Here is a 12,775-nt window from a genome sequence, read left to right on the forward strand (position 1 = left end):
CCCATGCTGCCATGAAGGGCGCACGCTGGAGGGGCGGCGGAGCGGCTTGTGCTGCACGGAACGCGCTGGTGCGCTCACCCTTCCGAGAGGGCGAACGCCCGTACGTGGCACGATCGCTGCGACGCGAATGCGCCCCCGCAACGCTCCCCGAAAACGCCTTTCGCGCCCTCAAGTTCCATGGTGAGAGCCGTATTTGCGTGGAGAACACGGGGTCGATTTTCGGCCAAATACCTGACGGAAGCGCAGGCGTCGACACGCTCCGTACAGGCCCTGCGCAGTGCATCGGCCGCGCGCAGCCCGGGAGACGGAGTTCGCCCCCCGGGCCCGTCCGCCGCCCGCGGGGATGGTGGCGGCGGTGTCCCCCAGCCCACTGGATCCAGTACAGCGGGCCGACCCACGCACCATCCATGGAAGCGCTCCCCGGTTGGCCGGAGAAGAGCGCACGCGTGGGCGCACGGCCACACGGCGGGAGCACGGTGCAACTGCGCGTATCGCGCCCGTACTTCCGTGCGGACCACAATCCCGCCATCCGGAGTTATGCCCCTTAACGCTTGGGATGCGGCGAACTACGCTGGGTTTACGAATGCCGCGTGGTTATGCCAGCGCGGCAGCCGTCTGTGTCGAGGGGTGGCGCATGTCCAGGGAGCAACGCGGGCCGAACGAAAAGCTCGGCGCCGTTCTCGCCCTCGCGGGAATCAGCAACGCAGGCCTCGCGCGACGCGTCAACGACCTTGGCGCTCAACGCGGGTTGACACTTCGCTACGACAAGACCTCGGTGGCGCGCTGGGTTTCGAAGGGCATGGTGCCGCAGGGCGCCGCGCCGCACCTCATCGCCGCCGCGATAGGCCAGAAGCTCGGCCGCCCCGTGCCGCTCCACGAGATCGGCCTGGCGGACGCGGATCCCGCACCCGAAGTCGGGCTCGCCTTCCCCAGGGACGTAGGACAGGCGGTGCGGTCCGCGACGGATCTGTACCGTCTCGACCTCGCCGGGCGCCGCGGCGGCTCCGGTGGCATCTGGCAGTCGCTGGCCGGATCGTTCGCAGTAAGCGCGTACGCAACGCCGGCCTCACGGTGGCTGATAACACCGGCCGACAGTTCGGTGGCGCGCGAGGCGAACCCCGCCGAGGACTCGGGCGCACCGCTCAAAGTCGGCCACAGCGATGTGCAGAAGTTGCGGGAGGCCGCAGAGGACGCCAGGCGCTGGGACTCCAAGTACGGAGGCGGCGACTGGCGTTCGTCGATGGTGCCCGAATGTTTACGGGTGGAGGCGGCACCGCTGCTGCTCGGCTCGTACTCGGACGAGGTGGGGCGGGCGCTGTTCGGCGCCTCCGCCGAACTCACGCGCCTCGCCGGGTGGATGGCCTTCGACACGGGCCAGCAGGAGGCCGCGCAGCGGTACTACATCCAGGCGCTGCGCCTCGCGCGCGCGGCGGCCGACGTCCCCCTCGGGGGGTACGTGCTGGCATCGATGTCGCTGCAGGCGACGTACCGCGGCTTCGGTGACGAGGGCGTCGACCTCGCGCAGGCCGCCCTGGAGCGCAACCGGGGCCTGGCGACCGCCCGCACCATGAGCTTCTTCCGCCTCGTCGAGGCACGCGCGCACGCGCGCGCCAACGACGCCCAGGCGGCGGGCGCCGCGCTGAAGGCCGCGGAAGGATGGCTGGAGCGGTCCCGGGAGGGCGACAACGACCCGACCTGGCTCGGCTTCTACTCCTACGACCGGTTCGCCGCGGACGCGGCCGAGTGCTACCGGGACCTGAAGGCTCCGCGCCAGGTGCGCCGCTTCACGGAGCAGGCGCTGTCGAAACCGACGGAGGAGTTCGTACGGTCGCACGGGCTGCGGCTGGTCGTCTCGGCGGTCGCGGAGCTGGAGTCCGGCAACCTCGATGCCGCGTGCGAGCAGGGCGTGCGGGCGGTGGAGGTCGCGGGGCGCATCTCCTCGGCGCGCACCACCGAGTACGTGAAGGATCTTCTGCACCGGCTGGAGCCCTACGGGGACGAGCCACGGGTGGTGGAGCTGAGGGAGCGGGCGAGGCCCTTGCTGATGGCGCCGGCGTGAGGCCGGCCGCCCTCCGCGTCCCCGCGTTTGAAGCGACTGTCAGTGGCGCAGTGCACTATCGAATGCGGAGGTGGTGCAGGTGCGGCCGGAGATCGCTTATGACTGCGACGTGCTGGTGATCGGTGGCGGGATCGTCGGGCTGTCGACGGCGTTCGCGATCACGCGTGCCGCGCCGGGGACCCGGGTGACCGTGCTGGAGAAGGAGCCGGGGCCCGCCCGGCACCAGACGGGGCGCAACAGCGGGGTCATCCACAGCGGGATCTACTACCGCCCCGGCTCGCTCAAGGCGCGGTACGCGGTGCGGGGCGCCGCCGAGATGGTGAAGTTCTGCGCCGAGTACGGCATCGCACACGCGGTCACCGGGAAGCTCATCGTCGCCACGGAGCGGGAGGAGCTGCCCCGCCTGCACGCACTGGTGCAGCGCGGCCGGGAGAACGGCATACCGGTGCGGGAGCTGGGCACGACCCAGATCGAGGAGTACGAGCCTGAGGTGCGGGGCCTCGCGGCGATACACGTCGGGACGACGGGCGTGTGCGACTTCGTGGGCGTGGCCCGCCAGCTCGCCGAGGCGTCGGGGGCGGAGATCCGGTACGGCGCGCGGGTCGAGCGGATCGACCGGCGGCCCGAGCTCGGGGTCGCGGTGCGCACCCGGGCCGGGGACGTCGTACGGGCGCGGGTGCTGGTGAACTGCGCCGGGTTGTACTGCGACGACGTGGCGCGGCTGACCGGGGACGACCCGGAGATGCGGATCGTGCCCTTCCGCGGGGAGTACTACGAGCTGGCGCGGCCCGAGCTGGTGCGGGGACTGGTGTATCCGGTGCCGGATCCGGCGTTCCCCTTCCTCGGCGTGCATCTCACACGCGGGATCGACGGCGGCGTGCACGTCGGGCCCAACGCGGTGCCGGCGCTGGCACGCGAGGGGTACGGCTGGGGCGTCGTACGGCCCCGGGAGGTGGCCGGGACGCTGGCGTGGCCCGGGGCGTGGCGGATGGCGCGGCGGCACTGGCGTTACGGCGCGGGAGAGATGCGGCGGTCGGTGTCCAAGGGGGCGTTCACGACGGCGGTGCGGAGGTTGCTGCCGGCGGTGGGGGAGGACGACCTGGTGCCCACGGACGCGGGGGTGCGGGCGCAGGCCGTGCTGCGGGACGGCTCGCTGGTGGACGACTTCCTGATCAAGGAGGGGGCCAGGGCCGTGCACGTGCTGAACGCGCCCTCGCCCGCCGCGACCGCTTCGCTGCCGATCGGGCGGGAGGTGGCGAGGAGGGCGCTGGTGATGCTGGGGGCGGTGTGAAGCGTGCCCCGCGCCACAGGACCGTCGCTGCCGCTCACCCCCACGGCCCCCGTAAAATCGACTCCACTGTGTCTGACTCGCTCAATGCCTCCGACGTCCCCCGGCCCGCCGGCCCCGCCCACGGCCGGCCGGGCGAGCCCTCCCCGCACGTGCCCGGTGTGTCCGTCAGGCGCACCAGGGCGAAGGGGGAGCCGCGGTTTCCCGACGGGCCGAGGGCCGACCCCGCGGGGTCGCACTTCGAGCGGCGGATCCGGAGTTTCCAGCCGCGGCGCAGCCGGGTGACGGCGGGGCAGGCGGACGCGTTGCAGCGGCTGTGGTCCAAGTGGGGGCTGGACATCGACGGGCAGGAGGCGATCGATCTCGCCGAGATGTTCGGCAACACCGACCGCGTGGTGCTGGAGATCGGTTTCGGGATGGGCGAGGCGACCGTGCGCATGGCCGCCGCGGACCCGGGGACGAACATCCTCGCCGTGGACGTGCACACCCCGGGCCAGGGCCATCTGCTCAACCTGGCCGAGCAGCAGGGCCTGTCCAACGTCCGGGTGGGCAACGGGGATGCCATCATCCTGCTCCGCGAGATGCTCCGCCCGGACTCCCTGGACGGTCTGCGCGTGTACTTCCCCGACCCCTGGCCCAAGAAGCGGCACCACAAGCGGCGGCTGATCCAGCCGGAGTTCCTCGACCTCGTCGCGACCCGCGTCAGACCTGGTGGCATCGTGCACTGCGCGACCGACTGGGAGCCGTACGCCGAACAGATGCTCGAGGTGCTCAGCGCGCACCCGGCGTTCGAGAACACCCAGGCGGACGGCGGTTTCGCGCCGCGTCCCGACTTCCGGCCGCTGACCCGTTTCGAGGGCCAGGGTCTGGAGAAGGGACATGTCGTGAACGACCTGCTCTTCCGTCGCGTACAGCACCGCAACCAGCCCCCCACCGGCGCCTGAACCCCTTCGGCCGCACGGGCAATCCGACGTACCGTCGCGGGCGGCGCCCTGCCTCGTTAGGGTCAATGCCGTGGCCAGCAGTCCCCCGTACCCGACGCATCCGCCGCATTCCGGCGGCCCGGCCGGTGGTGCGCTCAGGCATGCGCACTGGTGGCAGCGCAGATGGGTGCGGTACGGCGCACTCAGCACGCTTCTCGCGCTCTCCGGGCTCGTCATCCTCGCTCTGGTGCGCGAGCAGACCGGCACCGAAGGGTTCCTGGTGGGACTCGGGCTGGCCGTGCTGCCCGTGCCCCTGCTCATAGCCGCCTTCCGATGGCTCGACCGCGTCGCCCCCGGCCCCTGGCGCAACCTGCTGTTCGCCTTCGCCTGGGGGGCCTGCGCGGCGGCGCTGATAGCGATCGTCGCCAACAGCTTCGCCACGAAGTGGATAGCGACGGCGACGGCCGATCCGTCCAGCGCCGACACCCTCGGCGCGACCGTGATAGCGCCCATCGTCGAGGAGTCGGCGAAGGCGGCGGCCGTCCTTCTCGTCTTCCTGTTCCGCAGACGGGACTTCACCGGGATCGTCGACGGGGTCGTCATAGCCGGCGTCACCGCCACCGGCTTCGCGTTCACCGAGAACATCCTCTATCTGGGCACCGCCTTCGGCACCGACCAGCTCACCGGCGAACGCGGCATCGCCTCCGTCACCGCCGCGACGTTCTTCGTGCGCGTCATCATGTCGCCGTTCGCGCACCCGCTCTTCACCGTCCTGACCGGCATCGGCTTCGGCCTCGCCGCGGTCTCGTCGGAGCGCCAGCATCTGCGGCGGATCCTCGTCCCGCTCTCCGGCCTGCTGCTCGCGATGGGCATGCACGCGATCTGGAACGGCTCGTCGACCTTCGGCGAGTACGGGTTCTTCGCCGTCTACGCCGCCTTCATGGTCCCGGCGTTCGGCCTGCTGACCTGGCTGGTGATCTGGACGCGCCAGCGCGAACTGCGCACCGTACGCGAGGAACTGCCCGCCTATTCCGTGGCCGGCTGGCTCTCCCCCGCCGAGCCCTACGCCCTCGGTTCGATGCGGGCACGCCGGCTGGCCCGCGACTACGCCGCCCACTACGGCGGCAGGCCCGCGGCCCGCCAGGTCACCCAGTACGAGGCGTACGCGACCTCGCTGGCCTTCCTGCGGCACCGGGGGCGCCGCGGCCGCGCCGGCGCGGATTTCGTCGTCAGGGAGAGGGAGTTGCTGTACGAGCTGTGGCGGCGGCGCGAGGTGGCGCGCCCGGCGCTGGACTACGCGGCGCGCGCGACGGCGCCCCCGGTTCCCGTGGTCGCGGCGCCCTGGCCGGTGTACGGGGTGTACGGATATCCGGCGACACCGAATCCCGCGTACAACCCGTACCGGTCGTAGGGCCCGCCGGCCCGTGCGATCAGGCCGACGCCTTCGTCAGCCGCGCGACCTCGGCCTCCGTGAGGGTCAGCTCCGCCACCTGAAGCAGCGCCGGCAGCTGTTCCACCGTGCGGGCGGACGCGGTCGGCGCGGCGACCGTCGGCCGGCCGGCGAGCCAGGCCAGGGCGACGGTGGGCACCGGGGCGTCGTGGGCCTGGGCGATCTCGTCGAGCGCGGTCAGGACCCGCTGCCCCCGCTCGCTCTCCAGGTACTGCGCCACCCGGCCCGCACGCGCGCTGTCGACCGTCGTGCCGGGCCGGTACTTGCCGGTGAGGAAGCCGGCGGCGAGGGCGAAGTACGGGACTGCCGCGAGGCCGTAGCGCGCGGCCACGTCCTGGAGCTCGCCCTCGTAGGTGTCGCGTGAGACCAGGTTGTAGTGCGGCTGCAGCGCCACGTACTTGGCCAGGCCCTCACGGTCGGAGAAGTCGAGGGACGCGCGCAGCCGCTCGGCCGAGATGTTGGACGCCGCGATGTGCCGCACCTTGCCCGCCCGCACCAGCTCGTCGAGCGCGCCGATGATCTCCTCGACCGGCACCTCCGGCTTGTCGAAGTGCGTGTAGTAGAGGTCGATCTCGGTGCCCAGGCGGCGCAGGGAGGCGTCCGCGGCGGCCTTGATGTTGGCGGCCGTCAGGCCCGGGAACTCGGGGTGCTGGCTGACCTTGGTCGCGATGACCACGTCGTCGCGGTTGCCGCGCGACCTGACCCTCCCCCACTCTCGGCTTCGCTCGAGCGGGGGGACCCCCATCCGATGATCGTCTCGGACTCGCCGCCCTGGTGGCCGTCGACCCACGACGAGTAGGAGTCGGCGGTGTCGAGGAAGTTGCCGCCCGCGGCCGCGTAGGCGTCGAGCACGGCGAAGGACGTGGCCTCGTCGGCGGTCCAGCCGAAGACGTTGCCGCCGAGGCAGAGCGGGAAGACCTCCAGGCCGGAGGAGCCGAGCGTGCGCAGAGAAGGGGACGTCATGCCGTACGTCAACGAATGCGCCGGAGCGGCCCATTCCGCCGATGCCGCAAAGATCACGTAAACACAGAGCGTGTGGCCGGCGGACGCGCATACGTCCGCCGGCGGCCCCGACGTCGGGGGGAAGCCGCCGGGACCACCGGGGTCCGGGCGTGGATCAGGGGTTGAGGCCCTTGCCGCGCAGCCACGTCATCGGGTCGATGCCCTCGGCCTGGCCGTTCGGGTGGACCTCGAGGTGCAGGTGCGGCCCGGTCACGTTGCCCGTGGCGCCGATCCGGCCGATGACCTCGCCCGTGCTGACCTTCTGGCCCACGCTCACGTTGATCGACGACTGGTGGCAGAACCACAGCTCCGTGCCGTCGTCGAGCGTCATGATCGTGCGGTAGCCGTAGGCTCCGGCCCAGCCGGCCTCGGTGACCGTGCCGCTGTGGACGGCCTTGATGGGCGTACCCGTGGGGGCGGCGAAGTCGAGGCCCGTGTGGTAACCGGAGGACCACATGGAGCCGGGCTGCCCGAAGGTGCCGGTGATCGTGTAGGACACGACCGGAAGCTTGTACTGCTTGGCCAGCTCGGCCAGGCGCGCCGCCTCGGCCGCCTTCTTGGCCTCCGCCTCGGCCTTCTCCTTGGCGGCGGCGGCCTTGGCCGCGGCCTCCTTCTCCGCCTTGGCGGCGGCGTCGCCGGCCTGCTTGGCGATGGCCGCCTCGGTGACGGACTGGACCTTGCTGTCGACCTGGACCTGCTGGCTCTCGGCCTGCGCCATGATGCGGTCGCGCAGCGCCTGACCGGCGTCCCTGGCGCCCTGCCCGGCGTCCTTGGTGGTCACCCCGACGGAGCTGAGCGCGGTGGCCGAGCCCTTGGGCGTCTCGGCGGAGCCGCCGAACATGTGGCCCACGGAGGCCAGGTCGGGCATGGAGATGGACACCGGCGGCTTGCCGGTGTTGGCGCTGGCCATGCCGCCCGCGCCGACGGCGGCTATGACGCCGACGCCGAGGACCGTGGAGCTGCGGGCGAGTCCACCGCCGCGCTGCTTGGCGACACGGTGCCGGCCGCGGACCGGCTGGAGGGACTCCTCGGTGGGGTTCCACTCCTCCCACGGACCCTCGTCGGAACGGGGGGCGGGGAAGCCGAATGGCTCGGTGCTCGGCACGAACGGTGCTGCCGGGGCAGGCGGGTTGGACGCCACGTGGGCGCGCTCCTTTCCTTCCTTCACGCCTACCGGGTTAGCTGACGGGTTCGGAGCAGGAAGGTCTCCTACGCGCGTATACCAGCCGTGCCTCCACGGCTGGCATCCAAGCGATTCACCCCTGGGTGGTGGTTCCCCGGTTCCCTTGCGGGATTCGGCAGTGCGCACGGAGCCGCCTCTTGTGACGGCTGGGACGACCGCGCTGCGTTATCGAACGTTAATAGACCCGGGGTGCCGATTCCAAGCTGTTCTGCTTGATCATTAATGCTTCTTGGCCTGGACGTACGGGCCAAGAGAGACGAAAAACGGGCGAGTTGACCTCACCTCGGATTCCCCACCGGTTCTGACGGTGCGTCAGTTGTTATGCGGAAAGCGGTCGCCCGGTCACCACTTGTGACAGGACCCGGTGAGACATCCGGGGCGGAAAACACTCAGGGCCGGAATCCGTTTCCGGATTCCGGCCCTGAGCCTTGAGTAGCGGGGACAGGATTTGAACCTGCGACCTCTGGGTTATGAGCCCAGCGAGCTACCGAGCTGCTCCACCCCGCGTCGTTGTGTGACCAGCATACGCCATCCGCGGGGCCTCCGACGCCACGTGCTCAGAAGCCCGGCAGATGGCGGTTCGGCGCCTTGGCCTGCTCCTCGTGTTCCTCCAGTACGACCACCTCGACACCCCGGGCCGCCAGCAGGCCGCTGCCGTCCGCGCCCGCGACGAAGGTGTCGGGCTCCCGCCAGGCCGTGACCACCCGCCGTACGCCCGCGTCGAGGATCAGCCGGGCGCACGGCTTCGGCCGGGACGCGCGGCGGGTGCAGGGCTCCAGGCTGCTGTAGACCGTGGCCGACGCCAGCCTCGGATCGGCCGGGCCGAGCTTGGCCAGGGCCGCCTCCTCGGCGTGCACGACGGGGTCGCCGCCCTCACGCGAGTGACCGCGGGCGAGCTCCGTGCCGTCGGCGGCGACGATCACCGCGCCCACGCTGAAGGCCGTGCGGGAGGGCGGGCACAGGGCCGCCAGCTCGCAGGCGAGGGCCAGCCAGTGGTGATCGGCGGCGGTGGGCAGCGGGCCGGTGCCGGGGGCGGTGGGCTCGTAGCGCATCAGGACGACGTCCTCGATCCGCCGGGTCTCCGTCAGGCGAAGGCGGCCGCCCTGGTAGCCGCCGGGGCCGAAGAGGCGGGGTGCGTCCGGGTCACCCACGAAGACAGGGGCGAGGACGAGCTGGAGTTCGTCGGCGAGGCCCTGCTGGAGCAGCTGGGTGTGGATCGTGCCGCCGCCCTCGACCATCAGGCGCCGTACGCCGCGTTCGTCGTGCAGATGCGCGAGGAGCGTGCGCCAGTCGAGGTCGGGGCCGAGCGCGACGACGTCGGCGGCGAGGCCGAGCGCTCGGGCCCGCTCGGCGCCCTTGTCGGTCGTACAGAGCAGCTTGTCGCCGCCGGTGTGCCAGAACCTGGCGTCCGGGTCCAGATCGCCGGAGCCGCTGACGGTGACCTTGAGGGGGTACTCGGGCTGCCCCGCCGCGATCCGGGCGGCCCTGCGCCCGGGCGAGTTGACCAGCAGCCGCGGGTTGTCGGCGCGGATGGTGCCGGCGCCGACGAGGATCGCGTCGACCGACGCCCGCACCTCGTCCACACGGTCGAAGTCGGCGGGGCCGGAGAGCAGGAGGCGTTCGGGGCCGGTGTCGTCGAGGTAGCCGTCGAGGGAGACGGCGGCGGACAGCAGGACGTGGGGGTACGGCATCGGACGCGCTCACTCTCGGCGGTGGGCAGGCTTGGTTAAAGTTTGAAACAAACTTACACTGCACTCATGACGACTCGCTGGCTCACGGAGAAGGAGCAGCGCGCCTGGCGCGCGTACATCGCGGCGACGCACCTCCTGGAGGACGCGATCGACCGGCAGCTCCAGCAGGACGCCGGCATGCCGCATCTGTACTACTCCATCCTGGCCAACCTCTCCGAGGCCCCTGAGCGCAGCCTGCGCATGACCGACCTGGCTGCGAAGACGAAGATCACCCGGAGCCGGCTGACGTACGCCGTGACCCGGCTGGAGAAGGACGGCCTGATCCGTCGCGAGGACTGCCAGTGGGACAAACGCAGCAGCTTCGCCACGCTGACGGACGAGGGGATGGCCGTGCTGGAGCGGACGGCGCCGGGACATGTGGAGACCGTACGCTCCCTGCTCTTCGACCGGCTGACCCCGAAGCAGGTCGAACAGCTGGAGGAGATCTTCTCGGGGATCGCGGAGGCCATGGAGGACGACGAGGAGCGCCCCACCTCGGAGGACGTCCCGTGGCGCCGCCGCTCCTCCGGTCCTTGTTCGTGACCCTCGCCGCAAATCTGTTGCTTCAAATTTAAAGCAGGGGTAGTGTCCTGCTCCGTAGATCTGCTTCAAATCTGAAGCATGCCGACCGGACCCGGGAGACCCCGTATGCCCGACTTCCCCGCCGCCACGACGCGCGCCCGTGTCCGGGTACCGCTGCGCTTCCAGGACGGCTACAGCGTCGACGCCGAACTGGTCACCTTCCACGGCCTGACCGACGGCCAGGAGCACGTGGCCGTCGTGCTCGGCGACCCGGCCCCCGGTACAACGCCTCTGGTCCGGCTGCATTCCGAGTGCCTGACCGGCGACGTGTTCGGCTCGGCCCGCTGCGACTGCGGCCCGCAGCTGCGCGAGGCGGTCGAGCGGATAGCCACCCGCGGCGGCGTGCTGCTGTACCTGCGCCAGGAGGGCCGCGGCATCGGCCTCTACAACAAGCTGGACGCCTACGCCCTCCAGGATCAGGGCCTCGACACCTACGAGGCGAACGCGGCCCTCGGGCTGCCCGAGGACGACCGCGACTACACGGCGGCCGCGCAGATGCTGCGGGCACTGGGCATCGACGCCCTCGACCTGCTGTCCAACAACCCCGACAAGGCCGGCCAGCTCCGCGACCTCGGCATCGAGGTCCGCGACCGGGTCCCCACCGGCGTGTTCACCACCGCCCACAACGTCCGCTATCTGCGCGCCAAGGTCCTCCAGACCCAGCACACGCTGCCGCTCGGCCAGTTGACGGAGCTCAGTGCGGGCTGAGGGCGAACGCGGGAAGCAGACAGCGCCCGGGCCGGCCGAAGCCGTCCCGGGCGCTGTGCGGAAGGTCGGAGGCCGTGCCCCGACCGACACCGGTAGGCCCTGTGGGACTCGAACCCACAACCAATGGATTAAAAGTCCACTGCTCTGCCAATTGAGCTAAGGGCCCTTGGCGATGTTGCCTCCCCGAGCATAGCCGGACACGGCCGGGACTCCGATCGGGTATCGGGGACACGGCCGTGCCGCGGGGTGAAGATCGGGCCGGAGTGTCAGGGATCCACCTTTTCGGGGGTTCCGCCGGACGTCGCCGCGCGGGACGTCTCGCGGGCGAGGGTGCGGCGGTGCTCGGGGTTGAGGAACCAGTGCCGGGCGGACGCCACCCACCAGACCCACGCGAAGCCGAGGACCACGAGCACGGCGACCGGGGCGTAGTTGAAGCTCTCCCAGGTGACCGGCGAGACCTGGGGCAGCATGAAGAGGATCGTGATGGCGCCCACCCAGGCGACCGAGACGATCCCGATCGGACGCGACCAGCGGCCCAGGTGCCACGGCCCGCGCTCGAAGGCGTCGCCCTTGACCAGCCGCAGCAGCGTCGGGATGACGTAGGCGATGTAGAGGCCGATCACCGCGACGGAGGTCACCGCGGCATAGGCGGTGTAGTTGATCAGATACGGCAGGCCGAGGACCAGCGCGCCCGCCGCGGCCAGCCACACCGCCGCCACCGGGGTCCGGGTCCGCGGGCTCACCGTGTGCCACACGCGCGAGAACGGCAGGGCGCCGTCGCGCGAAAAGGCGTAGATCATGCGGCTGTTGGCCGTCACCGACGCCATCCCGCAGAACAGCTGCGCCCCGACCACGACCAGCAGCAGGAGCTTGCCCGCCGTCGCGCCCAGCGCGTCCAGCAGGATCTGCGCGGGCGGCGCGCCGGTCGGCGACGCGAGTTCCTTGTCGTAGGACTGGATGGCGAAGGTGAAGCCGAGCAGCAGCACGAAGCCGGCGATCCACGAGGTCCAGATGGAGCGGACGATGCCCTTCGGGCCGGCCGTCGAGGCGTCGTGCGTCTCCTCCGTCATATGGGCGGAGGCGTCGTAGCCCGTGAACGTGTACTGCGCCATCAGCAGACCGAGGAGCACGACGTAGACCCCGCTCCCCCAGCCTGTGTTGTTCACGAACTTCGTGAACACGAAGGACGCCGACTGGTGGTGGTCCGGCACGAAGGCCAGCGCGCCGACGATCACGGCCACGCCCAGCACGTGCCACCACACGCTCACGCTGTTGAGCAGGGCGACGATCCGCACGCCGAAGGTGTTCAGCAGGCCGTGCAGCACCAGGATGCCGGCGAAGAGCAGGATCGTGCGCCCCGGCGTCACCTCGAAGCCGAACTGCAGGTTCAGGTAGGCGCCGAGGAAGGACGCCGCCCCGAAGTCGATGCCCGCGGTCACCGCCACCTGGCCGAGCACGTTGAACCAGCCCGTGAACCACGCCCAGGCGGCAGCGGACCGCGGCGGCGCCAGCCGGTGCGCCCAGAAGTACAGGCCCGCCGACGTCGGGTAGGCCGAGCAGATCTCCGCCATGGACAGACCGACGAAGAGCGTCATCGCGCCTACGGCGATCCAGCCCCAGGTGATCACCGTCGGGCCGCCGGTGTTCATGCCGAACAGATACAGCGTCAGACAGCCCGACAGCACCGAGATGATCGTGAAGGAGACCGCGTAGTTGGAGAACGCCGACATGCGGCGGGCGAGAACCTGCGTGTAGCCGAGCTGGGCCAGTCGCTCCTCGTCGGAGAGTTCCGCGTGCCCGCTCGCTGTGACGTCATCTGTCATGCCCCCAGCGATTCCCACACCGGGGGC

At 71.1% G+C, this 12,775-nt stretch carries 9 protein-coding genes, 2 tRNA genes, 1 pseudogene and 1 riboswitch; of the genes and pseudogenes, 6 read left to right on the plus strand and 6 right to left on the minus strand.

From position 1 onward, the window contains the following. Window positions 1-634 precede the first annotated feature (634 nt). The 4 genes from ACIBN2_RS41870 to ACIBN2_RS41885 all read left to right on the plus strand — a co-directional run bounded on the left by ACIBN2_RS41870 (window position 635) and on the right by ACIBN2_RS41885 (window position 5,681). Window positions 635-2,059, plus strand: a complete 1,425-nt coding sequence (locus tag ACIBN2_RS41870; protein WP_399142787.1) for an MFS transporter — start codon at window positions 635-637, stop codon at window positions 2,057-2,059. Between the two features lie 70 nt (window positions 2,060-2,129). Next, window positions 2,130-3,350: an L-2-hydroxyglutarate oxidase gene (lhgO, locus tag ACIBN2_RS41875; protein WP_399142789.1), complete on the plus strand. Its 1,221-nt coding sequence runs from the start codon at window positions 2,130-2,132 to the stop codon at window positions 3,348-3,350. 68 nt (window positions 3,351-3,418) lie between these two features. Beyond that, window positions 3,419-4,291, plus strand: a complete 873-nt coding sequence (gene trmB / locus ACIBN2_RS41880; RefSeq protein WP_399142790.1) for a tRNA (guanosine(46)-N7)-methyltransferase TrmB — start codon at window positions 3,419-3,421, stop codon at window positions 4,289-4,291. 70 nt (window positions 4,292-4,361) lie between these two features. Continuing rightward, window positions 4,362-5,681, plus strand: a complete 1,320-nt coding sequence (locus tag ACIBN2_RS41885; RefSeq protein WP_399142791.1) for a PrsW family intramembrane metalloprotease — start codon at window positions 4,362-4,364, stop codon at window positions 5,679-5,681. Between the two features lie 19 nt (window positions 5,682-5,700). Here the strand turns inward: ACIBN2_RS41885 and ACIBN2_RS41890 are convergent. From ACIBN2_RS41890 to ACIBN2_RS41905, 4 genes and pseudogenes are all read right to left on the minus strand, one after another. Further along, a pseudogene (locus tag ACIBN2_RS41890) lies at window positions 5,701-6,683 on the minus strand (aldo/keto reductase). Between the two features lie 154 nt (window positions 6,684-6,837). Beyond that, window positions 6,838-7,863, minus strand: coding sequence for a M23 family metallopeptidase (locus ACIBN2_RS41895; protein WP_399143028.1), 1,026 nt, complete (start codon window positions 7,861-7,863; stop codon window positions 6,838-6,840). A gap of 11 nt (window positions 7,864-7,874) precedes the next feature. Next, a riboswitch (cyclic di-AMP (ydaO/yuaA leader) is annotated at window positions 7,875-8,033 on the minus strand. A gap of 305 nt (window positions 8,034-8,338) precedes the next feature. Beyond that, window positions 8,339-8,412: transfer RNA gene (locus ACIBN2_RS41900), tRNA-Met, on the minus strand. A 50-nt stretch (window positions 8,413-8,462) separates the two neighbouring features. Further along, the gene (locus tag ACIBN2_RS41905; protein WP_399142793.1) at window positions 8,463-9,596 is read right to left on the minus strand and encodes a dihydrofolate reductase family protein; all 1,134 of its coding nucleotides are present in this window, start codon (window positions 9,594-9,596) and stop codon (window positions 8,463-8,465) included. A 66-nt stretch (window positions 9,597-9,662) separates the two neighbouring features. Here ACIBN2_RS41905 and ACIBN2_RS41910 point away from each other — a divergent pair, with 66 nt between their 5' ends. Both ACIBN2_RS41910 and ribA read left to right on the plus strand, forming a co-directional pair. After that, the gene (locus ACIBN2_RS41910; protein ID WP_399142795.1) at window positions 9,663-10,178 is read left to right on the plus strand and encodes a MarR family winged helix-turn-helix transcriptional regulator; all 516 of its coding nucleotides are present in this window, start codon (window positions 9,663-9,665) and stop codon (window positions 10,176-10,178) included. Window positions 10,179-10,283: 105 nt separating this feature from the next. After that, window positions 10,284-10,925, plus strand: a complete 642-nt coding sequence (gene ribA, locus ACIBN2_RS41915) for a GTP cyclohydrolase II (protein WP_399142796.1) — start codon at window positions 10,284-10,286, stop codon at window positions 10,923-10,925. A 93-nt stretch (window positions 10,926-11,018) separates the two neighbouring features. Here ribA and ACIBN2_RS41920 read toward each other — a convergent pair. Both ACIBN2_RS41920 and ACIBN2_RS41925 read right to left on the minus strand, forming a co-directional pair. Then, window positions 11,019-11,091 (minus strand) — tRNA-Lys (locus tag ACIBN2_RS41920). 100 nt (window positions 11,092-11,191) lie between these two features. Continuing rightward, window positions 11,192-12,748 (minus strand): amino acid permease, encoded by a 1,557-nt coding sequence (locus ACIBN2_RS41925; protein WP_399142798.1) that lies wholly within the window; start codon window positions 12,746-12,748, stop codon window positions 11,192-11,194. Window positions 12,749-12,775: the final 27 nt, after the last annotated feature.

Source organism: Streptomyces sp. NPDC050534 (assembly GCF_044457745.1).
In the GTDB taxonomy this organism is placed as follows: Bacteria; Actinomycetota; Actinomycetes; order Streptomycetales; family Streptomycetaceae; genus Streptomyces.

Coding starts and splice junctions, on each gene's coding strand:
- ACIBN2_RS41870 (WP_399142787.1), top strand. CDS start 635: ATGTCCAGGGAGCAACGCGGGCCGAACGAAAAGCTCGGCGCCGTTCTC.
- ACIBN2_RS41905 (WP_399142793.1), bottom strand. CDS start 9,596: ATGCCGTACCCCCACGTCCTGCTGTCCGCCGCCGTCTCCCTCGACGGC.
- ACIBN2_RS41910 (WP_399142795.1), top strand. CDS start 9,663: ATGACGACTCGCTGGCTCACGGAGAAGGAGCAGCGCGCCTGGCGCGCG.
- ribA (WP_399142796.1), top strand. CDS start 10,284: ATGCCCGACTTCCCCGCCGCCACGACGCGCGCCCGTGTCCGGGTACCG.
- ACIBN2_RS41925 (WP_399142798.1), bottom strand. CDS start 12,748: ATGACAGATGACGTCACAGCGAGCGGGCACGCGGAACTCTCCGACGAG.